The sequence below is a fragment of the Thermanaerosceptrum fracticalcis genome, assembly GCF_000746025.2.
Classification (GTDB): Bacteria; Bacillota; Peptococcia; order DRI-13; family DRI-13; genus Thermanaerosceptrum; species Thermanaerosceptrum fracticalcis.
In genome coordinates, this window is record NZ_CP045798.1 from 1,442,822 (window position 1) to 1,467,234 (window position 24,413).

24 protein-coding genes and 1 tRNA gene are annotated in these 24,413 nt (G+C 45.1%); 2 read left to right on the top strand and 23 right to left on the bottom strand.

Going from position 1 to position 24,413, the window contains the following annotated elements; genetic code table 11:
• Positions 1-6: 6 nt before the first annotated feature.
• The 7 genes from BR63_RS07550 to leuS form a co-directional block, all read right to left on the bottom strand.
• A complete protein-coding gene (locus BR63_RS07550; protein WP_051965759.1) occupies positions 7-1,206 on the bottom strand; it encodes a D-alanyl-D-alanine carboxypeptidase family protein in 1,200 nt (399 codons plus the stop codon).
• 119 nt (positions 1,207-1,325) lie between these two features.
• Positions 1,326-2,465 (bottom strand): GGDEF domain-containing protein, encoded by a 1,140-nt coding sequence (locus BR63_RS07555; RefSeq protein ID WP_034422411.1) that lies wholly within the window; start codon positions 2,463-2,465, stop codon positions 1,326-1,328.
• A gap of 406 nt (positions 2,466-2,871) precedes the next feature.
• Positions 2,872-5,109 (bottom strand): DNA internalization-related competence protein ComEC/Rec2, encoded by a 2,238-nt coding sequence (locus BR63_RS07560; RefSeq protein ID WP_161781882.1) that lies wholly within the window; start codon positions 5,107-5,109, stop codon positions 2,872-2,874.
• 102 nt (positions 5,110-5,211) lie between these two features.
• Positions 5,212-5,799, bottom strand: coding sequence for a helix-hairpin-helix domain-containing protein (locus tag BR63_RS07565; protein ID WP_051965755.1), 588 nt, complete (start codon positions 5,797-5,799; stop codon positions 5,212-5,214).
• 158 nt (positions 5,800-5,957) lie between these two features.
• On the bottom strand, positions 5,958-6,554 hold the full coding sequence (locus BR63_RS07570; protein WP_034422407.1) for an alpha/beta fold hydrolase: 597 nt from the start codon (positions 6,552-6,554) through the stop codon (positions 5,958-5,960).
• Positions 6,555-6,646: 92 nt separating this feature from the next.
• Complete coding sequence (locus BR63_RS07575) at positions 6,647-6,883, bottom strand: type I restriction-modification system subunit M N-terminal domain-containing protein (protein WP_034422405.1); 237 nt, start codon at positions 6,881-6,883, stop codon at positions 6,647-6,649.
• A 19-nt stretch (positions 6,884-6,902) separates the two neighbouring features.
• On the bottom strand, positions 6,903-9,371 hold the full coding sequence (gene leuS, locus BR63_RS07580; protein ID WP_034422403.1) for a leucine--tRNA ligase: 2,469 nt from the start codon (positions 9,369-9,371) through the stop codon (positions 6,903-6,905).
• A 338-nt stretch (positions 9,372-9,709) separates the two neighbouring features.
• On the opposite strand from leuS, the gene BR63_RS07585 reads away from it, so the two are divergent.
• The gene (locus BR63_RS07585) at positions 9,710-11,452 is read left to right on the top strand and encodes a methyl-accepting chemotaxis protein (RefSeq protein ID WP_034422401.1); all 1,743 of its coding nucleotides are present in this window, start codon (positions 9,710-9,712) and stop codon (positions 11,450-11,452) included.
• 97 nt (positions 11,453-11,549) lie between these two features.
• Here the strand turns inward: BR63_RS07585 and BR63_RS19740 are convergent, their stop codons facing one another.
• From BR63_RS19740 to BR63_RS07665, 16 genes are all read right to left on the bottom strand, one after another.
• Complete coding sequence (locus tag BR63_RS19740; protein WP_276568963.1) at positions 11,550-11,684, bottom strand: hypothetical protein; 135 nt, start codon at positions 11,682-11,684, stop codon at positions 11,550-11,552.
• A 221-nt stretch (positions 11,685-11,905) separates the two neighbouring features.
• Positions 11,906-12,481, bottom strand: coding sequence for a hypothetical protein (locus BR63_RS07590; protein ID WP_034422399.1), 576 nt, complete (start codon positions 12,479-12,481; stop codon positions 11,906-11,908).
• 174 nt (positions 12,482-12,655) lie between these two features.
• A complete protein-coding gene (locus BR63_RS07600) occupies positions 12,656-13,108 on the bottom strand; it encodes an IS3 family transposase (protein ID WP_161781880.1) in 453 nt (150 codons plus the stop codon).
• A 450-nt stretch (positions 13,109-13,558) separates the two neighbouring features.
• Positions 13,559-13,634: transfer RNA gene (locus tag BR63_RS07605), tRNA-Ala, on the bottom strand.
• 101 nt (positions 13,635-13,735) lie between these two features.
• On the bottom strand, positions 13,736-14,482 hold the full coding sequence (locus BR63_RS07610) for a class I SAM-dependent DNA methyltransferase (protein WP_034422397.1): 747 nt from the start codon (positions 14,480-14,482) through the stop codon (positions 13,736-13,738).
• Positions 14,479-14,832 (bottom strand): ribosome silencing factor, encoded by a 354-nt coding sequence (gene rsfS, locus BR63_RS07615; RefSeq protein ID WP_034422395.1) that lies wholly within the window; start codon positions 14,830-14,832, stop codon positions 14,479-14,481. Before rsfS ends, BR63_RS07610 begins: the two co-directional genes overlap by 4 nt.
• Before the next feature lie 36 nt (positions 14,833-14,868).
• Complete coding sequence (gene yqeK / locus BR63_RS07620) at positions 14,869-15,456, bottom strand: bis(5'-nucleosyl)-tetraphosphatase (symmetrical) YqeK (RefSeq protein ID WP_034422393.1); 588 nt, start codon at positions 15,454-15,456, stop codon at positions 14,869-14,871.
• A 59-nt stretch (positions 15,457-15,515) separates the two neighbouring features.
• Complete coding sequence (locus BR63_RS07625; RefSeq protein WP_034422391.1) at positions 15,516-15,767, bottom strand: RNA recognition motif domain-containing protein; 252 nt, start codon at positions 15,765-15,767, stop codon at positions 15,516-15,518.
• 88 nt (positions 15,768-15,855) lie between these two features.
• Positions 15,856-16,500, bottom strand: a complete 645-nt coding sequence (gene nadD / locus BR63_RS07630) for a nicotinate-nucleotide adenylyltransferase (RefSeq protein WP_051965752.1) — start codon at positions 16,498-16,500, stop codon at positions 15,856-15,858.
• 428 nt (positions 16,501-16,928) lie between these two features.
• Positions 16,929-18,182, bottom strand: a complete 1,254-nt coding sequence (locus tag BR63_RS07635) for a glutamate-5-semialdehyde dehydrogenase (RefSeq protein WP_081908158.1) — start codon at positions 18,180-18,182, stop codon at positions 16,929-16,931.
• Positions 18,183-18,195: 13 nt separating this feature from the next.
• Positions 18,196-19,326, bottom strand: coding sequence for a glutamate 5-kinase (gene proB / locus BR63_RS07640; protein ID WP_034422388.1), 1,131 nt, complete (start codon positions 19,324-19,326; stop codon positions 18,196-18,198).
• 31 nt (positions 19,327-19,357) lie between these two features.
• Complete coding sequence (gene yhbY, locus BR63_RS07645; RefSeq protein ID WP_034422385.1) at positions 19,358-19,651, bottom strand: ribosome assembly RNA-binding protein YhbY; 294 nt, start codon at positions 19,649-19,651, stop codon at positions 19,358-19,360.
• 101 nt (positions 19,652-19,752) lie between these two features.
• Positions 19,753-20,949: an ABC transporter permease gene (locus BR63_RS07650; protein WP_034422383.1), complete on the bottom strand. Its 1,197-nt coding sequence runs from the start codon at positions 20,947-20,949 to the stop codon at positions 19,753-19,755.
• Between the two features lie 3 nt (positions 20,950-20,952).
• Positions 20,953-21,687 (bottom strand): ABC transporter ATP-binding protein, encoded by a 735-nt coding sequence (locus BR63_RS07655; protein ID WP_034422381.1) that lies wholly within the window; start codon positions 21,685-21,687, stop codon positions 20,953-20,955.
• Complete coding sequence (locus BR63_RS07660; RefSeq protein WP_034422378.1) at positions 21,671-22,867, bottom strand: efflux RND transporter periplasmic adaptor subunit; 1,197 nt, start codon at positions 22,865-22,867, stop codon at positions 21,671-21,673. The genes BR63_RS07655 and BR63_RS07660 overlap by 17 nt, the downstream gene beginning before the upstream one ends.
• A 152-nt stretch (positions 22,868-23,019) precedes the next feature.
• Positions 23,020-23,223, bottom strand: coding sequence for a PspC domain-containing protein (locus tag BR63_RS07665; protein WP_034422375.1), 204 nt, complete (start codon positions 23,221-23,223; stop codon positions 23,020-23,022).
• A gap of 129 nt (positions 23,224-23,352) precedes the next feature.
• Here BR63_RS07665 and BR63_RS07670 point away from each other — a divergent pair, with 129 nt between their 5' ends.
• Complete coding sequence (locus BR63_RS07670) at positions 23,353-24,246, top strand: MBL fold metallo-hydrolase (protein ID WP_034422372.1); 894 nt, start codon at positions 23,353-23,355, stop codon at positions 24,244-24,246.
• Positions 24,247-24,413 lie beyond the last annotated feature (167 nt).

Genomic DNA, 24,413 nt, shown 5'->3' on the forward strand with positions numbered 1-24,413 from the left:
AACCTCCTAGTATGAACGATAACCCCGGTAAGAGGAGTTATAACCGTATCGACTTCTTCTACTTCTTTTATAAAGGAGAAAACTCCTCCACAACACTTGCAGGAAGAAAAGCCCCGCCCCAAGATATAACATGATATTGGTAAAACCAATATGACGGGACACTGCATTTTTAGCCAAAAGCTCTACCCGGCTGATTTCTTTGCCATCCAGGAAGAAGACCAGACTCCCCACCCTTTGCCCCTGGGCAATGGGGACCTGCAGGGGCTCTAAAACAACTTTGGTGTCAATCTTTTTATTTCCTTCCTGGGGTAAAGCCAGCTGTACCGCTTCTTTCGGAACCAACTGTAACTTTTCTTTAGGAGTAATATCCACGGTAGCCACTACTTTTTCGGGATGAGCCAGTTCGATTCCTTGAAAATTTGCAAACCCGTAATCCAGAAGGTTTTCGGCATCCTGCCAGATATTGCTGCCGCTCGAACCTAAGACCACGGCGATTAAAGTTTGTCCATTACGGGTGGCAGAGGCCACGATGGTAGATTTGGCCTCTGTGGTGTACCCTGTTTTAACACCATCGGCGCCATCATAAGACCATAACAGTTTATTAATATTAATCAGCCTTGTCTGCCAGGCCTTGCCATTCCAGTCTAACACCTTGGTTTTGACCATACTGCGAAAAGTCTCATTGGTCATGGCATAACGTCCTATCAGCGCCAGGTCGTAAGCGGTAGTATAGTGATTGTCTTCAGACAGGCCGTGAGGATTGACAAAATTACTGTTCACCGCACCCAGGGCCTGAGCTTTTGCATTCATTATCTTGGCAAATTCCGGGGCAGACCCGGCCAGATATTCTCCGACAGCCAGGGCAGCATCGTTGGCTGAATGGACGAGAGCGGCTAATACCAAATCGCGGAGCTTTACCTTTTCCCCGGCTTCCAGATAAACCTTAGTCCCTTCAACCAGAGGCGGATTGGGACCCACAGTTACCATTTCATCCAGTTTACCGCTTTCAATAGCGATGATGGCGGTAAGTATTTTTGTGGTGCTGGCAGGGGGGAGCTTTTCATCTTTGGCCATATCATAAAGGACCTGGCCGCTTTGAGCATCGATAAGAACGGCACTCTTACCTGTTACCTGGGGAGCGGCTGCCACCGGCATGGCCAGTAGTAATAAAAGGCAAAGCACTAAAAAGAATCCTGTCTTCTGCATTATGTAACCACCTTTTCTTAAATAGTGCTTTCCCTATTATACCACAAGTTGTCACTTTAACCGACTAGACAGAAAAAGGAAATGCCAGCCAGCATCAGACAGGATATAACCAAGGAAGGCTAACAGATATTCTTCTGCAATTTGTGCTTATACATATTATTGTCCGCTAATTCTATAAATTCAGCTATCCCGTTACAAGCCAACATACTATATTCGGCAAAACCATAACTAAAATCCATCTTGATATGGTCATGAATTCTTTTACTGTTATAAACATTTCTCACCCGGTCAATGATTTTTTCGGCTTCACCGGCCGTGCAACTGGGGAAGATGATCAGAAACTCATCACCACCTATCCTACATACATAATCACAGTCCCTGGTATTTTTCTTTAATATTTCAGTGAAATTAACAATCATCTTATCTCCGGCAGCATGACCATAAATGTCATTCACTTTTTTAAGATTGTCTAGATCAATGTAACAAATAGTCAGAGCCTCTTTGTTCAAACGACACTCTTCTACATGTTTTTCTAAAAAGGATAAAGCTGCCCTTCTGTTAAAAACTCCGGTAAGATCATCTCGTGCGACTTTTTCCTGGAGTTTCTTCTCCAGGTGTTTCCTTTCCTCAATCTCTTCTTCCAGTTTTATTTTTCTTATTTCGGCAAGTTTCTTCATTTTAAATTCTTGATATGAGAATTTTTCCTGTATGATGGAAAACACAATGGCGGCCAGGCCAGCTCCTACCGGATTAACAAAGAAGGCTATTTCCTTCCAGGTTAGCTCTTTATCTAAAGAAAACACGATCAGCAAAGCGATCAAAGGCAGAGAAACAATGTAAATCAGGTAACGCCTGGCCCCTGCGGAAAATAAAAAAGCGAGAAAAATAACTGTCACTAAACCTCCCGTAAGAGAGGCTATTTTATAGGCGGGAGAAAAGGCCTCACTTTTATATTTGATGACGGTCAAGCCAGTCATCATCAACATACCACCTGTTAACGAAAGGGCATGAAGGGGAATGACCATTTTTAAATTGTGTCTGAAAGTGGAATACGTGCATATTAAGAAAACACCCATAGGGATGAGAAAAAGAACACGGCAGACAACGAGGCTTATTGACTCATAGGTCAATAGCTCAATGAACATGATGATTGTGACTGCAGGAAAGACCAAACCAGAGAATATCGTCCCATATTTTAGGGTGATTTGTGAAATTTCTTGTAAATATTCTTCCCTAAACCTTTTCTCATCCATTTCCATTCAACTCATCTCCACTAACCTAATCAGACAACTTTTTTACATGGACTTTTAAGTTACTTTCTACAACTGGTGGGCTGATACCTTTCATGTATAAACTTTTAATAAACGCTTTAAACTAGAACCACAAAAAACAATTTACATATTTTTAACCAAAGAATCTTTTACTATGTAACACACTTTTTGGGGCTTTTGTCTCTCTTGCTTCCCCTTTTTGTATAATTTACTATCTCAATACCAAATATTACCATATATTCGGATCAACGTATAGATTCTTTGGGTAAATTGATGGGTATTGGCAATAAGCTATTGTAAATTCTAGATTAATGGTAGAAATACAAAAACCCTAAGGGGACAAGCCTCAGGGCTTTTTAACAATCTTCCATATAATAATGGCCGGCCGAGAGATTCACAGGCTTGGTATAAACGTCCTTGCCTCTATCTTCCTTCCCTTACTCCAGGTAATGATAGCACCGTTATCCCTGGTGAGGTAAAAAGGGATTCCCCGTTCTGAAAAATAGCCCCTCACCCTGGGGTGGGGATGGTTAAACTTATTGATGCCTGCTGAGACAATCACTGCCCAGGGTCCTACCTGGCGATAGAATTCTTCACTGTATGAAGAAATACTGCCATGATGGGGGAGTTTCAGAATATCAGCCCGCAAGTCCTCTTTTTGGGCCAGGAGATAAGCTATGGCTTCATTTTCTATGTCCCCGGTTAAGAGCCATTCCGCTTCTTGATAAATCAACTTTAAAACCAGGGATTTATTGTTCCCGTGCCATATCCTTTCTCCATCAGGGTGTAACACTTCTAAACGGACCTGGTCATCAACCTGTATATACTGACCGGCTGTGACAGAATTTAAGGGAATATTACGTTTCCTGGCCACTTGCAGAAGGGCCTCCTCCACTTTGTCCCCCTGCTCCAGGGGCGGTACGATAATTTGGCCCACATTAAAATAGGGTATAACCTCCAGGAGTCCTTCGCTGTGGTCGGTATCGGAGTGGGACATGATGACCAGGTCAATCTTCCGTAACCCCTGCCTTCTTAAAAAAGGTTTTAAAACCTGCTTACCGATGGAGTAATCAGAACCGGGAGTTCCGCCGCCATCCAGCAGAATGGTTTTACCACCGGGTGTTTTAATAAAGATGCTGTCTCCCTGCCCCACATCCAAAAAAACTACCTGGGTTTTGCCCATATGGGGCCACAGGAAACAGGTTATGCCTATAATGATAAAAGCAGTAAGGATTCTTTGCCGGTAAACTGGCGGGAAAAAGCTCCGCCAGTAAGGGATGAAGTTATACAGATGAGGAGCCAGGAAAAGGAAGGCATAAAGAATAACAATGAGTGCCAGGGGAGGAGTAGGTACTATAAGACCCGTCCATTCCTGCCGGCCCCACCAGAGAATGAATTCACTTAGAGCATAGAGCAGGCCGCCGGCCCCTAAGAAAAAGGGATCCCCCAAAGGAGGCCAGACAAAGTAGAGGATACTTCCTATCATGGCCAGACCTACAATGATCCCGCCGGCACCTACGGCAATAATATTGAGAAAGGGAGCCACCAGGGATATCTGGTTAAAATAATATGCCCCCAAGGGGATACCTGCCAATTGGGCTGCTACTGCAGGGGCCAGGATTTTTCCCAGTCCCAAATTCCCCAGCCAGGGAGTAAGGTAGATGAGGCCTGCCGTCGTTACAAAGGAGAGTTGAAAACCCGTTTGCAACAGTTCCCCCGGGTTTGCCACCAAAATGATGAGGGCAGCCAGGGCTAAGGTAGTATAAAGATCCTGTTTCTTGCCCACTGTCAAAGCCACTAAGCCAACCAGGGCCATGATGATGGCCCTCACGATGGAGGCTGTCCAGCCTACCAGGAAAAAATAAACGGTTAAACATCCTGCCCCTAGCAGCAGGCGAAAAAGAGGCCGTACCTCCCAAAAGGAGAGAAGGGCCCAGACCAGGCCCAAAACAAACCCCACATGCAAGCCCGACACGGCAAAGAGGTGGACCACGCCCGCCCTTTGATAAGCCTCATAATCTGTGTCGGGGATGCCGCTTTTATCACCGAATAATACCCCTAATAAAAGACCCCGCTCTTTTAGAGGAATGATTTGGGCCAAATGAGAAGCAATTTTCTCCCGCTCCCGGGCCAGCCAAGTCCTTACTCCCTGACCTTCACTGATTACCGTTAAACCGTTATCTTGGGTAGTCAGCTGGTAAAAGATCTGGCCGTTGGCCAGGTATTGACGGTAATCGAATTCACCGGGATTACGGGCCTGGCGGGGTAAAGAAAGTTTTCCACGAACACCCACCACTGTACCGGGTAGAACCTGAGCGTCTCCCTTTGTCCTGAGTAAAACTCTGATCCCCCCGGGCAGTTCCTGCTCCCCCCGGGATAACCTGTGGAGGTCCACCATGAAAGAGAGACCGGCGGCTCCGGGCCTGGGATAAGAAATCACCGTTCCCTGGCCCTCTACCACTTCATCAAGCCAATGCCGGTAAGAATCGGGAGGCAGACAATGAAGGTTATACCATAGTGCCCCGAAAAAAACGAAACACAACAGAAAAAGAGTGCTTTGGAGCTTTCCTTTCCTAATAAAGTAGATTAGATTTACCAGAAAGGTTAACCCGCCTAAGATTAGCCACCACAAACTTCCTTTAAAGTAAAAGCCAAAGATGATCCCCAGGCCATAAAAACACGTCAGTACAAGGAGGGGACGCTTTCTTATGTGCAAACTGCTGCCAGTCATAGCTTATTTTACCGTAATGAGGTGCTTGAATTTTTGCAGTGTAGAGGGGCCAATGCCGGATACCTTAGTAATATCTTCCACCGCAGCAAAATTACCGTGATTCTCGCGGTAGTCGATAATGCGCTGGGCCAAGGCAGGGCCGATGCCCGGTAAGGAATCCAGTTCCTTTACCCCTGCTGTATTAATATTGATGAGGCCGTCACCCGGGGCACCTGTTTTCTGAGGTGTGCCGCCGGCATTTGCTTCTCCTTTAAAGGGCACATATACCTGCTTACCGTCCTGGAGCGGGGCTGCCAAATTTATTAAAGCAGTATCAGCCTCCGGTAAAAGAGAGGCCAACTGGATAAGGTCATGAATCCGTTTTCCTTCCTCCAGGGTGTAGACCCCGGGCTTGGCTACAGCCCCTACCACATGCACCGTTAAGGTTTTAGGAGCCTGTACGACAGGCTTTTGTTCCACCTGCAGCGCTGATTTCTCCATCATCACTGAAGTCAGGCGGTTTTCCTGATATTTTACGCCGGCAAAGAAAATCATCACCCCAAGAGCCAGTAAGATTAGTACCTGGGCTTTTTTAGAAAGACTATCCAACATGACTTAACACCTCGACAAATATATGTAACAATTACCAGTTTTCGCCATGGTCCGGTATTTTCCTGCAAGCTGTCGGGATAAAGTTATTTAATATAAAAACAGAAAATCTCGTGTCCTTAAACACACGAGATTTCTATCTTTTACTGACTCCAAACCCTTCATTTGTTCTGCATATTTCTATGGAGAAAATTGATTACAATATCGGCATATAACTCGGGTTCCTCAAAATAACAGGTATGACCCCTGCCCCTTATGATATGAACCTCACGCTGGGGTAAAACTGCTGCAAGGCGACTCGCATACTCAACAGGTACAACCTTATCCTCCTCACCCCAGACGATTAATACGGGAATATGCACCTTATGTATAACATGGAGATAATTGTCCACTTCAGCCGGTGCGATAACCACCAACCCCGACAGTTTATGATCACCCTTAATAGCCCTCTCCAGGGCAATCTTACCCCCAAAGGAAGGCCCCACTAGACAGAAGTTGTCCAGGTTGAGTTTTGTCTCCAGTTCTGTAAAAAAGTCGGCAAATGAGAGTCCATTCAGTTCATCGGATTGACCGTATCCCGGAAGATCCAGGGCTATAACCCGGTGACCGAGAGCGGCAAGTTTGTCAATTACCTTCTGCCCTAACCAGTCCTGGGAGGTAAACCGTTTGCCATGTAGAAAAAGGACAGGGGTTTTCGCCCCCTCTATCTCCCGGTAGAAAACTTTTCTATCACCCAGGTTAAGCGTTTTTTCCTGCAATTACCTTTCCCCCTTCCGTAGCCGCCTCTGTAATACTGTGAACCAGTTGAGGTTTTTTTATACAGTTATTCTCTCGTCGTGAATCCCTACGCTCACGAACTGATACCATGGCCACTCCCGGCAATATCAGCAGGCCTCCCAGGAAAAAGTTCCAGCTCTTTGACTTCCTCTTCAGGCATACCTCCCGCTAAAAAGTCCTCCCGTTTCTTATTTCTTTCAATCTTAAACTCATCGTTCATCCTTTTTAGGAAAAGCATCCCAAATATATAATCCTTATATTCTGCGGCGTTAAGCTCCCCCCGAAGTATATCAGCCGCTTTCCACGTCAAATCTTATAGCATCCTACAACTACTTTACAACAATATTAACCAACTTACCCGGTACAGTTATTATCTTAACAATCTCTTTCCCTTCAATGGCTGCTTTAGCTTTATCCATAGCCAGAACGGCTTTCTCAAGTTCAGCCCTATCTAATTGGGCAGGTACCACCAGCCGGTCACGAACCTTGCCGTTAATCTGCAGGACTACTTCCACTTCATCTGCAATTAGAGCCTCTTCGCTGTAAACGGGCCAGGACTGCTTATGGATGCTGTCCTTGTTACCGACGGCTTCCCACAATTCTTCTGTAATATGGGGAGCAAAAGGTGCCAGGAGAAGTAACAGTGCATCGATGGCCTCTTTTACCAGGGATAAATTCTGATTAGGCCTTTCCTTGTACTGGTAGAGGCCATTTACCAGTTCCATAATGGCACTGATGGCCGTATTGAAATTAAAGCGCTGTTCAACATCTTCCGTTACCTTTTTAATGGTCCCGTGAACCAGACGGCGCAGGTCCTTATCTTCAGGGGAAAGGATGTCCTGGGGCTTAATTTCTTGTAATTCCTTTTGATAATGATAGACCAGCCGCCAAACCCGGTTTAAGAAGCGGTAAGAGCCTTCCACACCCTGGTCACTCCATTCCAGATCACGTTCGGGAGGAGCGGCAAAAAGGATAAAGAGCCGTGCCGTATCAGCACCGAATTTCTTGATGATTTCTTCCGGGCTGACCACATTGCCCTTAGACTTGGACATCTTGGACCCATCTTTAAGAACCATACCCTGAGTCAACAGGTTCTTAAAGGGTTCCCGGGCACTTACCAAACCAAAATTACTCAGAGCCTTGGTGAAAAAACGAGCATACAGCAGGTGTAATATAGCGTGTTCCACCCCGCCGATATACTGGTCGACGTTCATCCAGTAGTCAACTTTTTCTTTACCAAAAGCCTCCTCCGTGTTTTTGGGATCAGTATAGCGCAAGAAGTACCAAGAGGAGCATACAAAGGTATCCATGGTATCCGTTTCCCGTGTAGCTGGGCCGCCACACTCAGGACAGGTGGTATGGAGGAATTCGGGAATATGGTTTAGCGGGGACTCGCCTGTAGGGCGGAATTCCACATCTAAAGGTAAATACACAGGCAAATCTTTGTCGGGTACCGGAACAGCACCACACTTCTCGCAGTAAATGATAGGAATAGGGGCCCCCCAGTAGCGCTGGCGGGAAATAAGCCAGTCCCTCAGGCGGAAGTTGATTTTTCTCTTACCTTTCCCTCTTTCCTCCAAATGGTTGGCTACCCTAACCAGTCCTTCTTTATTGGGAAGACCTGTAAATTCTCCGGAGTTAACCATTATCCCGTCATCAGTATAAGCTGTAGTCATTTCTTCCAGCTTTAATTCCTGCCCCACAGGCTCAATGACAATACGAATGGGCAAATTGTACTTCTTAGCAAAAGCAAAGTCTCTCTCGTCATGGGCTGGCACACCCATTACTGCCCCTGTTCCGTAATCTAAGAGGACATAATTGGCGACCCAGATAGGTACTCTTTCTTCATTAAGGGGATTTATAACATAGGCGCCGATAAACATACCTTCCTTTTCCGTTTCCGTGGAGGTACGGGCAATTTCCGTCATCTGCTGTACACTTTTCACGAAACTCTTAACAGGCTCTTCATATTCGGTTCCCGCAATAAGCTTTTCCACCATGGGGTGTTCGGGAGCTAAGACCAGGTAAGTAACACCAAAAACAGTGTCCTGCCGTGTTGTATAAACCGGTATTTTTTCTCCGGTTTTTTCCACAGTAAAGTGAATTTCTGCACCTTCACTGCGGCCGATCCAGTTTTCCTGCATGGTCTTTACTTTTTCGGGCCAGCCGGGCAAATCAGCCAGACTGTCCAAGAGTTCCTGGGCATAATCGGTAATCCGGAAGAACCACTGCTCCAGGGCCTTTTTCTCCACTACTGTATCGCAGCGTTCACAGGCCCCGTCCACTACCTGCTCATTGGCAAGAACAGTAGCACAACTGGGGCACCAGTTCACATGGGCCTTCTTCTTATAGGCCAGGCCATTTTTGTAGAACTGCAGGAAAAGCCACTGGGTCCATTTATAATAATCGGGAAGGCAGGTAGTTACCTCCCTGTCCCAGTCGTAACTAATGCCCATGGATTTTAATTGACGGCGCATGTTATTAATATTGTCCAGAGTCCATTTGGCCGGTGGAATGCCGTGTTTGATAGCTGCGTTTTCCGCAGGCAGACCAAAAGCGTCCCAACCCATGGGATGCAGGACATTATAGCCGCGCATAGTTTTAAAACGGGCTACTACATCACCTATAGAATAGTTCCGTACATGGCCCATATGGAGGTTCCCTGAAGGATAAGGGAACATTTCCAGACAATAGTACTTCACTTTGCCTGGATCCTCGTCCACTTTGTACATAAGTCTGTCGGCCCATTTTTTTTGCCACTTCTCTTCAATTTCAGAAAAATTATAGCGTTCCTGCACGAATAATACCTCCCTAGGCTATATAAATACAAATTATATCAACTATGTGTCTGAATATATATGGAAAATGTGTGAAAACCTCTCATCCCTCAGGGAACGAGAGGTTACTTGCATGGTGGCTTCATCTTATTATAATCCCCTTAACAGTGGAATTCAAGGGATCAGCGACATTTTTTGCCATGGGACGCCTACGCTACTACTTTGTTTGGAAAAAAACGAAAGGTGATGAAAAAGTATACAGTTTTATTACATTCTAGATAATTAGATATTTATACCAGAATATAGTATAATTTAACATATACAGCAGATTTATGTCGGATGAGAAAGAGGTGCTGCTCATGAAAATAAGCATCGGCAAAAAAATCAGCGGCGGTTTCCTAATCATGCTCTTGCTGATAGTTATTCTCGGAGGTTATTCCTATATAAACCTCAAAGATACAAATGAATTAATAAAGGATGTTGAGCTGTCCAACCGGCGGTTGGTACTGGAAGCAGAAATTGAGAAAGAATTTAAAAGCGGGGTAGCAGCTATCCGGGCCTTTATCGCCTATGGCGACGAGAAGTATTACCAACAAGTTGAAACGGCCATGAACAACACCTTAAAACTGGAGGATGAACTCCTTAAAATAGCGAAACCCGAAAGAAAAGAGCATGTACAGGACCTTATCAAAGTCACTACTTCCTACAAAGACGGTTTACTAAAAGATCTTGCCCCCATTGCCAGGCAGCATCATCAAGCATTAGCCGAAGGTAAGTTGGAGGATGCTAAGTTATTAAAAGAAAAGACCCTCGTTATTGCTAATACCCTGATTCCTATAACAGACAAGTTATCAGCGTCTATTGAGGAATTACTCCACGAAAATGAGAAGCTTATTCTAACTCAATTAGAAAAATCACACTCGAAAGCTAATGAAGTTCTATTTACAGCCTTACTCATGACCGGAATAGCGGTGGTTATCGGAGGTATTCTGAGTTTCTTTTTGACAAGAATTATTCGCAATCCTATCCTGGAGATGGCCAACGTAGCAAATCAATATGCCCAAGGAGACCTGAGAGACGAAATCAGTGAAAAGACGAAAAGCAGTTCTGATGAAATTGGCATCTTAGCTCAGGCCATAAATAAAATCCAGGATAGCTTCTTAGACGTTCTCTGGAAAATAAAAGATAGTTCCAATGCCATTACAACCCTATCCCAGCACGCAGCTTCGGCAGCTGAACAAACCTCCCAGGCTGCAAATAAGGTAGCTGAAACCATCACTACAGTAGCTAAAGGCGCTGAAAAACAGTTAAGCTCCGTCGATGATACCGTATCTGTCATTGAAGAAATGTCCGCGGCCATAGAGCAGGTAGCAGCCAGTGCCAACCAGTTATCCAATGTATCCCAGAGAACCTCTGAGCTCGCCAAAAATGGCGGAAAAGTGATAGATGAAGTAAGCAAACAAATGAGCACCATTGAGACAACTTCCTCCTCAGTGGCTGAGGTAGTTTACAGGCTGGGCGAGAGCTCTAAGGAAATTGGACAAATCATCACAACCATCTCCAGCATCGCTGAGCAGACTAATCTCCTGGCTCTCAATGCGGCCATTGAATCAGCCCGGGCAGGTGAACACGGCAGAGGTTTTGCCGTAGTAGCTGAGGAAGTGCGCAAACTGGCAGAGCAGTCCCAGGAAGCTACGAAAAAAATTGCTTTACTCATCGGCGAAATACAGAAGGATACCGAAAACGCCGTCCAGTCTATGAAGAGCAGTATACAGATTATCAAAATCGGTACTGAGGTCAGCAACAATGCCGGAAAGACCTTTAAAACCATTTTGGATTCTATCCAGCAGGTTATTACCCAGCTCCAGGAGATAACGGCCTCCACCCAGCAGATGGCCAGCGGCAGTGAACAAATAGTAAACGCCATCCGCAATATAGATTGCATTAGCAAAGAGATAGCAGGCGGCACCCAGACTGTTTCGGCAGCCACTCAGGAACAGGCAGCCACTATGGAAGAACTCTCGGCTACCAGCCAAAATCTGGCCCATATGGCAGAGGAACTGAGCCGGGAAGTCAACAGATTTATCCTTCAGAAAAGATAATATCTAACAGGAATATCTCCAAAATATATGAGAAAACCCCCGTGAAAGGGGGTTTTCAGAAGGAGGTTCCTACTTAATTCCTACTTAAATAGATGGCTTAATAGCCGACTCCACCCCAGAATCCGGGGAATAATAAGAGGATGAGGATTACCAGAAAGAGAATAGCAAATCCACGTCCTCCAAAGAATGGGAAGAAACCACAACCAGGATCAGGTGCATTTACATTAGCCATAACAATTCTCCTTTCATATTGGGATGTTGTCTTTAATGTAGTATATGAAACATTGCCCCATAAGGTGATTGCTTGACTAAAAATAAATAGCCCCTTGCATACCGACAAAATCCTCACGCCCTGGCTAGCGTAAGTTTCCTACTTATGGTTAAAATTGGTCCTGGAGCATTGTAAATACCCAACTGCGCTAATGCCCCGATTTTACCTAGTGTTAAACAACTTTAAAGAGGCTGTTTTCTTTCCGTCCTGCAACTCTTGGATTTTATTGGCATTACATTGCTCTTTATTTGTTCTGTGGTCGGTTCCGAAGGCTTAAGGTAATCGTTTTGCGGTTTGGTATCAAATAACGATGGGTGGCCTAATTTTGCGGCTACGGCAGTTGTAACAAGCCCGTATACAGCATGACTCGCCATGTAGGATAAGTTACTAGCGGCATCCGTTGGTCTAACTTGATTTGTGGGTAAAGCACCCAAAATAAAAGTAATAAACGAACCCATTGTTATTCCTGAAGTAATTCCTTTAGTTACAATATGGTCTCGCCCGGTTTTAGACAGTAAATATACCGATGCAATACCACCCAATATACCCATCCCAAAATCAAGTAAGCCCCCGAGAATTTGTCCTTTTATGTTAGTCGCCTCACTTTGTTTTGACACCCACACACCGGCAGCAGTTTTACGGAACGAACGCTGTGATATCTTTTTTTTTATGGAGACTTCATCAATCGCCATTTTTATGGCATTTCCGGCTAAACCGGCCACAACGCCCAAAACAATTCTGTCTTTAATCTTGAACACCTTAACCACTCCTAATAAATTATTGTCCGTTATTATTGTTGCTTTACCTAAACAATTTTAGTGCTGGAAAATTTAGTGGATTGGGTTTACATGCTCGCTTTGCAAACATAGCCATGGACAAGTTCTTTTTTTAGTGTGGCGAAGAAGGACTCCATACAAGCGTTGTCATAACAATCACCTTTGGCGCTCATGCTTTGCCGTATACCTGGCAACAAGCTTATCCTGACAGGCATAGGCAGCATATTGGGATCCCCTGTCAGAATGAAAGATAGTCCTTGGGCAGGTTTTTTTCTTAATAATCGCCTGTTCAATAGCATCAATGGTTAGCTGTTTTGTCATACGACTGTCCAGTGCCCAGCCGATAACCTTTTTGTGAAAGAGGTCTTCTACAGCTGCTAAATAAAGCCAGCCTTCGTCTGTCGGAATATATGTAATATCACCAACCCATTTCTGGTTAGGCCTTTCAGCTTTAAAGTCTTTCTCTAAAAGGTTAGGGGCTACGGGGTAGCCATGGTTTGAGTTGGTAGTAGCCTTGTATTTTCTTTTCAGGCGGCTGATTAACCCGTTTTCTTTCATCAGTCGTGCTAAACGCCGGTTACTACATTTTATCCTTTTTCTTTTAAGCACTTTTTTATTCTTCAATGACCATATGTCTGTTCTGCTATACTAACGGGTTTCTTGCCAAGGTCTGTAGTAGGCTTAACGATTTCTTTCTTGTAGTCAGCGCTAAATTTGCTCTTTTCAGTCATTTGCCTAACACGCCCTTTCTTTAGGTTCTATTATAACAACCTTTCTGCGTGTCCAGCAAACCGAGTACAGTCCACTTATATTGTAACCAATACAAAAAAACACACCTCATCGGTGTGTTAATTTCAATGGTGGAGCTAAGGGGATTCGAACCCGCCGACCCAAGGGCTCACGCCCTTTTCCCAGGGAACCGGATGGTTCCCTAGGACGCTCCGCTGTGACCCTCCTTATCCAATTAGGGGAGCTTCTCCCCCAAGCCCCCTCGAGGTCAGGGGTTCTTATATTGTAACCAATACAAAAAAACACACCTCATCGGTGTGTTAATTTCAATGGTGGAGCTAAGGGGATTCGAACCCCTGACCTCTTGACTGCCAGTCAAGCGCGCTCCCAACTGCGCTATAGCCCCGTATATGTTTTTGGGCCTCATTGACCTCACATATATAGATTATATGTACTGGAGGACATCTTGTCAACCTTAAAAATAAATGAATTTCCTGGGAAATTTATTTAAGCCTTTTGCGCTACGTAAAACAGCCTTTCCGCTTCGGGGTGAGGAGCAGCAAACTTCAGGTCACTGTAAATACCCAACACTGACAAATTTTTTCCTTCCAGCAACTGCTTCAACTGTGCTTCCGAATAATAACGTTCCTGGTGATATTCCTGGAAACGCCGGTACATACCGCTTTTATCTTGCTGGAAGATATCCAGGTTCATCTGACAAATACCGGTTTCCGCTGAAAAATTATTCTGCCAGATATAGCAGGTATCGTCACCTGCGTAGGCCAGGGTATTCTGACCCAGCACATGGGTAAACTTATGATAACTATGGACATCAAAAAGAAAGAGACCGTGCTCGTCCAAAGCCCTGTACACACAAGAAAAGGTTCTCTCCAGGTCCTCTTCTTTTAACAGGTAATTTAGACTGTCAAAGGCACATATGACTAAGTCAACCTTCTCCATGAGCTGGAAATTTCTCATGTTTTGACGATATAGACGGGGAGTAAAACCAGAAGCAAATATTTTTTCGTCGGCCACCATGAGCATTTCCTCGGAAATATCCAGCCCCTGGACTTCGTAGCCTCGCTTCAGGAGCTCTAAAGAAATATTTCCCGTACCACAGGCTAAGTCCAGGACTTTCCGCCCCTTCCAGCCATGTTTTGCCGCCAGGCTTAAATAAAAATCGGTATAAGCGGCATAGTCAATATGATCCATCAGCTTATCATATATTTTGGCCAGTTCACCATAGCTCTTCATTGTTTTTGCCCGGCAAAAGGTATCCTGGGGGCGTCTCCCCACAACCTTTCCAAATTGTAAAAGTTACGTTCTTCTTCCTGAAAGATATGAACAACAACTGTACCGAAGTCCATTAAAATCCACCTGCCCTCGGGGTAACCCTCCCGGCGCAGAAGCATGATTCCCTGCTTAGCCAACTGTTCTTCCACGTTATCAGCAATAGCCTGAGTTTGGATTCGAGAATTACCGTTGCCCAGGACAAAATAATCTGTAATCAAAGAGAGCTCTTTTAATTTAAGGATCGATATATCTCTACCTTTCTTTTCGTCAATTGCCCGGGCGGCCAGGAGCGCTACCTCTTTACTATCCATGAAAAGCCTCCTTTTTAAAATAAATATCTATAATCATTACTCATCATTAAAATTATCATGAAGTTGGAGAAGAAGCCAGTTTCTTGCCTCCACAGTCAAGGGGTGAATGAGCATTTTTCGTTCCAGAACATACCTGAGCGTGGAATCAAAGGCAAAAAGTAATCCTTTGTCTATATTTTCTGCACAGATCGCTCTTAGGGAGGCAATTCCCTCATAGGTACGTCCTGGCTCCAGCAAGTCTGCGAGATAAATAATTTTATCCAGCTCAGTCATGGGATAATGTCCTGTAGTATGATAACGTATAGCCTGCAAGACAGCTTCGTCGGTAATTTCCAGTTCCTGTTTTAAAAGCCAGGCTCCTACCGGACCATGTAATAAATCTGGCTGGACTTCCTCAGCTTTATATAAAATAATACCCTTTTTCCGGCCGATTCGCAAAAGTTCATCAGAAGGTAAATCTTTAGCATAATCGTGGAGCAGTGCGGCAAGATGAACCTGTTCCTCATCGAGTCCCCTACTTTTGGCCATTTCCAAGGCTGTTTCTGCCACACGCAAGGAGTGCTCAAATCTTTTTTTACTAAGTTTCTCCTTGATGATTTCCTTATAGTAGCTTAAGTCTTTCATCTTTCCTCTCCATACAAAAACCCCCTAGTTTACAGGGGGCAGATTCCAGTCGGTATTGACTATTCAGCACGGACTTTTGCTTCATTGACGGTTAAGGTCCTTCCATTAAATTCCTTACCGTCCATAGCAGCAATCATTTTTTCCGCATCTTCATCAGCCACTTCAACGAAACCGAAACCACGGGAACGACCTGTTTCTTTATCTTTGATGATCCGACTACTGATAACTTGACCATGGTTACTAAAAGCTGCACTTAAATCCTCGGGAGTAGTTGCCCATGGCAGATTGCCCACATATAGTGTTTTAGCCAATTCATTCACCTCACTAAAGTATATAGGTATAAGCTTGTTTCTATTATGTGTTAAAGGAAGTATATTATACCCTGTGAAGAATGAACTGTTAAGTACGATATAATTCATTTTTATAGATGAAATTTTCCACTGATTCCGGCAAAAGATACTTAATGGTACCTTTATTTTTGACTCTGTTGCGTATGTCCGTAGACGAGATAGCCATGGCAGGCACTTCGAGAGGAATGATCTTTTTTAAGTGTTTGTCGGTCAACTTTTCCAGCAACTTGTATCGCAGCTCATTTAAATCAAAACCGGGCCGTGTCGCGGCAATAAAGGTACAGTTTTCCAGCAGCTCTTCTACTTCTTTCCAGGTAACAATTTCCAGTATAGCATCGGCACCGGTAATAAAATAGAGTTCACTACCGGGATTAAGCAGGTCTTTAAAGTACCTGACGGTATCAATGGCAAAGGATTCACCGGGACGTTCCAATTCAACCCGGGAAACTTCAAAATAAGGATTAGGTGCGGTAGCCAATACCGTCATCAAGTAGCGAAACTCTTTACCGCTGATGGGCAGACCTTTTTTATGAGGAGGTTGTCCAGAAGGTACAAATATGACTTTATCCAGACTAAACTCGGAACGGGCAGCTTCGGCCGTAACCAGGTGTCCTGAATGAATGGGGTCAAAAGTACCGCCCATCAGCCCTACCCGAGAGACTTTTTGTAAATGCAATTCTTCATGGTAATCCATATCATACCTCTACACCACATTTTATATTAGTATAACATTCTTCATCATGGACTCTCAAGCTTCACTTTTGTAACAAACTGCCCACCACCTGCATAAGATAAAGCTGAAAAGGAGGTGGTGCTGCATGGGATACAGGTTAAGACGTTTCCTCCGGCACTTGGAGTCCCGGCTTTACTGGCTGCAGCCTCATAAGCTCCTTTACTACAAAATAAGAAATATGTTCCGCTGAACTAAAACAACTTTCCGATTTCCGACTGCCGACTTCCGATTTAAGACTTTCAGACCTGGAGCGAAGCAGCTATTGTTTTTCATAACACAAAGAGTCCGCTAGCATAATGCTAACAGACTCTTTTTCGTTTCCCACTAGTAACTAGGAACTAATAACTAGTAACTTATATTGCGGCCAACTACCAACTACCAACTATCAACTATTTTCTCACCTGTCCATCACCCTGAATGACGTATTTAATGGTCGTTAACTCTTTTAGGCCCATGGGTCCCCGGGCATGGAGCTTCTGTGTGCTGATCCCTATTTCTGCACCAAAACCAAACTGAAAACCATCAGTAAAGCGAGTAGAAGCATTAACGTAAACCGCCGCCGCATCCACTTCCTTCAGAAAACGCCGGGAGTTACGGTAGCTTTCTGTAACAATTGCCTCTGAATGCTTAGTACCGAAAGTCCTGATATGCTGTAAGGCCTCATCCAAACTATCCACAACTTTCACAGCCAGGATCAGGTCTAAAAATTCCGCAGCGTAATCTTCCTCAGTAACAGCCTTAGCTTCGGGGAAAAGGGCCCTTGTCCGGTTACAACCGCGAATTTCTACTCCTAATTGTCTAAGACGTTTACCTGCTTTGGGTATAAAGTCCGCCGCTACTTTTTCGTGAACCAGCAAAGTTTCGGCAGCATTACAGACCGCAGGGCGCTGGCATTTGGCATTAATAATGATTTCTTCAGCCATGGCCAGATCGGCTTCACTATCCACATAGACATGGCAGTTGCCTATACCAGTTTCTATGACGGGGACAGTACTGTTCTGCACCACCGTCTGAATAAGCCCGGCCCCACCCCTGGGGATTAAAACATCCAAATATTCGTTGAGTTTCATCAGCTGGACTGCCACTTCCCGGTCGGGATTTTCGATCAATTGAATACTTCCCCGGGGAATCCAGGCGGACTCGGCAGCCTGGCTGATGACACGGGTGATAGTGATATTGGAATGAAGGGCTTCCGATCCGCCCCGCAGAATAACGGCGTTCCCGGTTTTCAAACAAAGCCCTGCAGCGTCTACGGTAACATTGGGCCGCGCTTCATAAATAATACCAATCACACCCAGAGGAACGCGCATGCGGCCAATTTCAATGGCCTGGGCCCCCTTCCAGACAGCCTCTATTTCCCCAACAGGATCAGGTAAAGCTATTAACGCCCGTAAACCATGGGCCATCTCCTTAATACGGGACGGCGTAAGAAGCAGCCGGTCTAACATAGCATTGCCAATACCTTTTTCTTTGGCCCTATCTATATCCTTCTGGTTTGCCGCCAAAATTTCTTCCTCATGGCGTTCCAGGGCCTCTGCCATAGCGGCCAGAGCCTGATTTTTCGTCTCGGTAGAAAGTGTACTTAAAAGAATGCTGGCCTCTTTAGCCAGCTGCCCCTTAATCTTCAACTCCTCACAAAGCACAGCCAAACCTCCTTTAAGTTCTCAAGGTTAAATTATCCCGGTGTATTACTTCATCATAATCCTTATGTCCCAAAATAGACATGATCTCTTTGGTCTGGGCCCCTTTAATTTTCTCGATATCTTCGGAACTGTAATTCACAATCCCGCGCGCAATCTCTCCGTTTTGTCCCCAAAGACTCACTACACTGCCCGGCGGGAATTCCCCTTCAACCTTAGTAATACCGCTTGGCAATAAGCTTTTCCCCCTGGTAAGAATAGCCTTCTCCGCTCCCTCATCAAGCCAAATGGTACCATTTATCCGTGAACCAAAAGCAATCCAGCGTTTGCGTGCGCCAATCCTGTGGTCACGGGGTACAAATAATGTTCCTGGATAATCACCGGACACAATCTCCCGTAAAACATTCTTACGGGAGCCGTTGGTAATGACCATAGGAATACCGGAGTTACAGGCAATTTTCGCAGCCTGTATTTTGGTGAACATACCACCACTGCCCAATTTGGAACCGGGATCACCGGCCAGCCCCTCTACCTGGGGAGTTATCTCCTCTACCAGGTTGATCAGGGTAGCTGAGGGATCTTTACGGGGGTCTGCCGTATATAACCCTTCAATATCAGACAGGAGGACAAGGAGATCGGCATCGACCAGCCCTGCCACCAAAGCTGCCAGGGTATCATTATCGCCAAATTTAATTTCTTCGAAGACTACCGTATCGTTTTCATTAATAATCGGTGTGACCCCAAACCTCAGTAAAGTTAAAAGGGTATTCCTACCGTTGAGATAACGCTCACGGTGGGCAATGTCATCCTTGGTCAGCAAAACCTGGGCCACTGTTTCGCCATATTCACCAAAGAGTTTTTCATACATGTGCATGAGAATACCCTGTCCAATAGCCGCCAGGGCCTGTTTTTCCGGCATGGTTTTGGGACGTTCAGAAAGCCCCATTTTTCCCATACCGGCACCTACGGCACCGGATGTGACCAGGATTACTTCTCTGCCCTGGTGGCGCAGATCCACCATTTCCCTGACGAGACTTTCTAAACGAAACAAATTGAGCTTACCGGTGGAGTGAGTTAAAGTACTGGTTCCTACCTTAACCACAATCCGGTGAGCTCTGATTAAAAGTTCCCTAAATTTCTCATCCATTTCTCTATCACCTGGTTTCTCTCCTGTGTAATCAACTGGGCAGCTCAATTGAAGGTTTTTTTAAGGAACGACGGTAGTACAATAGATTCCTGCCGATTACCTGTACCAACTCTGAATTTGTGGCTTCAGCCAGCTGTTCAGCAATCTCACGGGGTTCAAGAGGGGCATTATTGATTACCCGGATTTTTACAAGTTCCCGGGCTTCCAAAGCTTCGTCCAGCTGCTGAACCAAAGTATCTCCTATACCACCCTTGCCTATCTGAATAACAGGATCAATCCCTGTACCCAGGGCCCGCAAAAACCTTCGCTGTTTACCGGTAAGCATTTAACTACCAGTATCCTCTTTAAGGGATACCGGTATCACACCTCCTTAAAGCCAATTAGTAGATTTATTATATCAATATCTCGCCATTCTTACTAGTGAAATCATTCATAGCGCAAGGCTTCAATGGGGTCTAATTTGGCCGCCTTGTTGGCAGGGTAAATACCGAAAAAGATTCCGATGGAAGCGGAAAAGAAAAAGGCAATAAAAATGGTACCCGGTGTAATCAAGGGCGGCCACTTGGCGATTAAAGCCACGGCCAAAGCCCCCCCTGTGCCTAAAATGGTTCCAATGGTTCCTCCCACCAGACATATAACTACGGCTTCAATCAAGAACTGGACGAGAATATCCCTCCTTCGCGCGCCTAAAGCCATTCTGATGCCGATCTCCCTGGTCCGCTCCGTAACGGAAACAAGCATAATATTCATCACACCAATACCGCCTACCAGGAGGGAAATCCCCGCGATAGAACCAATGATCAAGGCGATAATCCCCAGGATTTTATTGGCTGTAGCCACTTCCTGATCCAGGCTGTACCCCCGGTATTTTCCTTCATTGCGATGTCTCTTGTGCAGGAGTTTTACAATCTGGTCTATAGTCTCCTGTACCTCTTCTTTACTGTAGGTCTGCCCTTCTATCTGAATTCGTAAGTTACGGAAAAGAGTCTCGCCTGTATGAAAAGGAATGGTAGCCTCTTTCGGCGGATCGCCGCCAAAGCCCAGGGCATTTGAGGGATCGTTTTTCACCACACCGATGACAATGAAGGGTGTATTCATGAGATAAACCTGTTTACCCAGGGCTGATTCACCTGAAAAGTAGGTCTTGGCTAATTCCTCATTGATCACCGCCACACGCCGCCTGCTGTTATTCTCCTCGGAGGTAAAATAACGCCCTTCCACAAGTTCCAAATTTCGTATGCTTTTATAATCCTGACCGGTACAGATAATGGTGGTCTTTTCTTTCTGTCTGCCCACCTGGGTCATGATGGAAAGATAGCTGGTAGGAGCCACGGCTTTCACAGTAGGCACAATGTTTTTTATGGCCTCAACATCCTCCAGGGTGATTAGATCCTGTCTGGTAATAGGGGTAGTGGCATTGCGGCTGGAAGGGTAAACCACAAAAAGATTAGTACCCATACTTTCCAAAGAAGAAAGAATAGCAGCACGCCCACCCTGTCCAATGGTCACTACAGCAATAACTGCCGCTACTCCAATAATTATGCCCAGCATGGTTAAGGCAGACCTTAATTTATTTACCCAGATACCTTCCAAAGCAACCTTAATACTCTCTAGAATATCCAATTATTACACCTCCCCGGCAGGAGGAAGTGCGGCCAGAGTTGTCCGGGCCGATATGGGAGTCAGTACTTCCTCATCTTTAATAATCACGCCGTCCCGAAAATGGACAATACGCCTGGTGTGATCAGCGATTTCCCGTTCATGGGTAACAATGATGATGGTCACACCCTCCTCCTGGTTTAACTGCTGGAAGATGTCCATGATTTCTTCCCCGGAACGGGTATCCAGGTTACCGGTGGGTTCGTCGGCTAAAATAATGGCAGGATTATTCACTAAGGCCCTGGCAATAGCCACCCGCTGTCTTTGTCCGCCGGACAATTCGTTGGGACGGTGATGAATCCTGTCTGCCAAACCTACCTTGTCCAATGCTTTTAAAGCCCGCTCCCTTCTTTCTTTGGCGGGTATCCCGGCATAAATCATGGGAAGCTCTACGTTTTTCAAGGCTGTGAGACGGGGGAGCAAGTTGAAAGTCTGAAAAACAAAACCTATTTTATGGTTACGTATTTTGGCCAGCTCCTTCTCCTGTAAAGTGGAAACATCCACCCCGTCAATAATATACGAGCCGGAGGTGGCCCTGTCCAAACAGCCCAAAATATTCATCATGGTAGATTTCCCCGAGCCCGAAGGTCCCATAATGGCTACCATGCTTCCCTTTGCCACTTCTAAATTAATCCCTTTTAAAGCGGTGACGGAGATAGCTCCCGTCCGGTAAACCTTTGTGAGATTACTTATTTTTATCATTAGTCTTCACCCTGGTATTATCTTTAAGCTTTTCCTGGGAAGTAATGATGACCAGCTCACCCTGTGCCAATCCTTCTGTGATTTCCTGGTACAATTCCGTGCTGAGTCCTTTTTTCACCTCACGCAGTACGGCTAAGCCATCCTGGTAGACAAACACTACATCTTTACCATCCCGCTGCAGCAGGGCTTCAATAGGCACAATCAAAGCGTCAGCTTTTTTATCTGTTAAAATCTTTACGTTCACACTATAGCCAGGTTTTAACTCTTCTACTTTTTCCGTCAGGGTTAATTTCACTTTTACCCTGTTTTCTGAACCAGTGGTGGTTTGCTCCACTTCGGCCTGGGGGGCAACTTGAGTAATCTCCCCGCTAAATTTCTTCTCCCGCAGTCCTTCACTGCTGATTTGCGCCTTTTGGCCGATTTTCAGTTTGAGGGCATCATATTCATTTACGGAACAATTTACTTCCAGGGTATGGACATCGCCAATACTGGCAATAAACATCCCCGGTGTCACGGGTTGATTCTCCTTGACCCCAATTTTCAGTACTGTACCGTCAAAGGGACTGGTAATCACAGTGCTGGTCGCAACCTCCCGGGCTCCCTGCAAGGCCAGTTTAGCTTTATTAACCTGGGCTTCCAGGGCCTTCAAGTCTATAGCTGCCAGCTGGTTTTCCAGGCTGGCTACCTCCAGCCTGTATCCTTCTATTTCCTTCAGGGCCACGGCCCCCAGTTCATACAACTGTTCCTGGCGCTGGAGATTCTTTTGGGCATCTTCCAGTTTCTTTTCCAGGAAAAGCTTATTACTCAGCCCTTTCCGGTATTCGCTTTCCTGCAGGGCCAGTGTACTTTCGGCCTGCCCCAAATCTAGTAAAGCCTGGCTGTCATCAAGAATGACGATTGGCTCCCCCTGGGTTACTTTTGTCCCGGGTTCTTTTAGGATTTCCTTCACCGTAGTGGCCGCTTTGGCATAATATTCTTTCTGCTGTGCAGGCTGTAAAGTGCCTGTGGTGTAAATATTGGCTTCTAAATCCTGCTTTTTAACCTGGGCAGTTTTTACGATGATTACACTTTTATTACTCTGTCCGCTCCATACCTTGTAAGATACTAAGCCTAATATAAGTAACAGGATGGTTCCCGTGACTAACCACTTCTTACGTGGTAATTGCCAAGCCAAATGCAAAGCTCTCTCCCTCCACCCTGGTTTATATTAATATGAAACTAATATACGGCTTCGTGAACAGTGAACCGTTAACCGTAAACAGTGACAGTAGTCAAACACCCTTTTCGGCAAAAGTCACACTTTACTGTACAATTTAAAATCATGGTCGGAAACTAACTTATAGTATAAAAGGGCTCCTCGGGAATAATGATCCAGCATAGAATATAGAACAGTACTCCTGTTCCCATCATGAAAACAGCGGCAGCCCATAAAAGACGAATGAGGGTTACGTCGATGTTAAAATATTCTGCCAAACCGCCACATACACCACCCAGCATTTTTTTAGTATGGGACCGGTATAATTTTTTCTCTGCCATTTTGCATTCCTCCTAATAGCGTTATCTAGAAACACCAAAGGCTTATCAATAATTGCAGTATGAATTTGTTTTACTGATTATCTATTATATAATTATTTCTACCAAATTAAAATAAAAGGGGATTTGTTAATGGACATACACTTTTTGTCAAAGGAAACGGCCTATATCGATGCGGGAGTAAATTTAGGATTAATCTGCAGTGGAGAAAAGTCAATCTTGATTGATGCCGGAATTGAGGTAAGTGTAGCTAAGAAAGTTCTAAAACTGATTAATGAAAAGAATTTGAAGCTGTCGGGTCTTATTTTGACTCATGCCCATGCTGACCACACGGGAGGTGCAGCTTACATAAAAAACAGTTTAAACATACCGGTTATAAGCTCTTTTCAAGAGAAACCTTTCATAGAACATCCTCATCTGGAACCCTTTTACCTGTTCGGAGGGGCCACCCCTTTAAAGACTATGGAAAATAAATTTCTCCAGGCCCCTCCTTGCTCTGTTGATATCTGCCTGGAACCAGGTAAGCAAGACCTCCTGGGTTTTGCTGTTGATGTTATCCCTCTACCCGGCCACACTCCCGGACAAATAGGGATCGCTTATGAAGGAACTTTATACCTGGCCGATGCCCTTTTCGCCCCGGAAATACTGGCTAAACATGGCCTCCCTTATTTCGTGGACATAGGGGCTGTCTTACATACTCTGGGCAAACTCTCTGAGAGTTCTTATGACTTTTACGTTCCCTCCCATGGCAGTGTGGTTGAAAACCCGGTAGAATTAACGCTTGTCAACAAAAAATTCCTGGAGGAATTACTGGACATGGTACTGGGCCACCTTAAAGAGCCGCACACCACAACAGAACTGCTGGGGAAAATACTCCGGGAGAAAAATATAACCATTAACAATCCCTCCTCCTTCTACCTGATGCAGGCCAGCCTCCAGGCCTTGCTGAGTTACCTGGTCAACACGGGGAAAATCAATGTGGTCTATTGCGATAACCTCCTCTGCTGGCATAGAAACCAATCCTAAATAATGTAGACGAAAAAGAGAGCAAAAATATTTCAGGCACCGGGATAATTTCCCGGGGACTTTTCATTAAAGAAAAAACCGGAGAAAGCTCCGGTTATCCACGACACGATATATCTACTGGGTAAAATTGGGGAGGGTTTGATGAAGAAAAGTTTATATCAACAGGT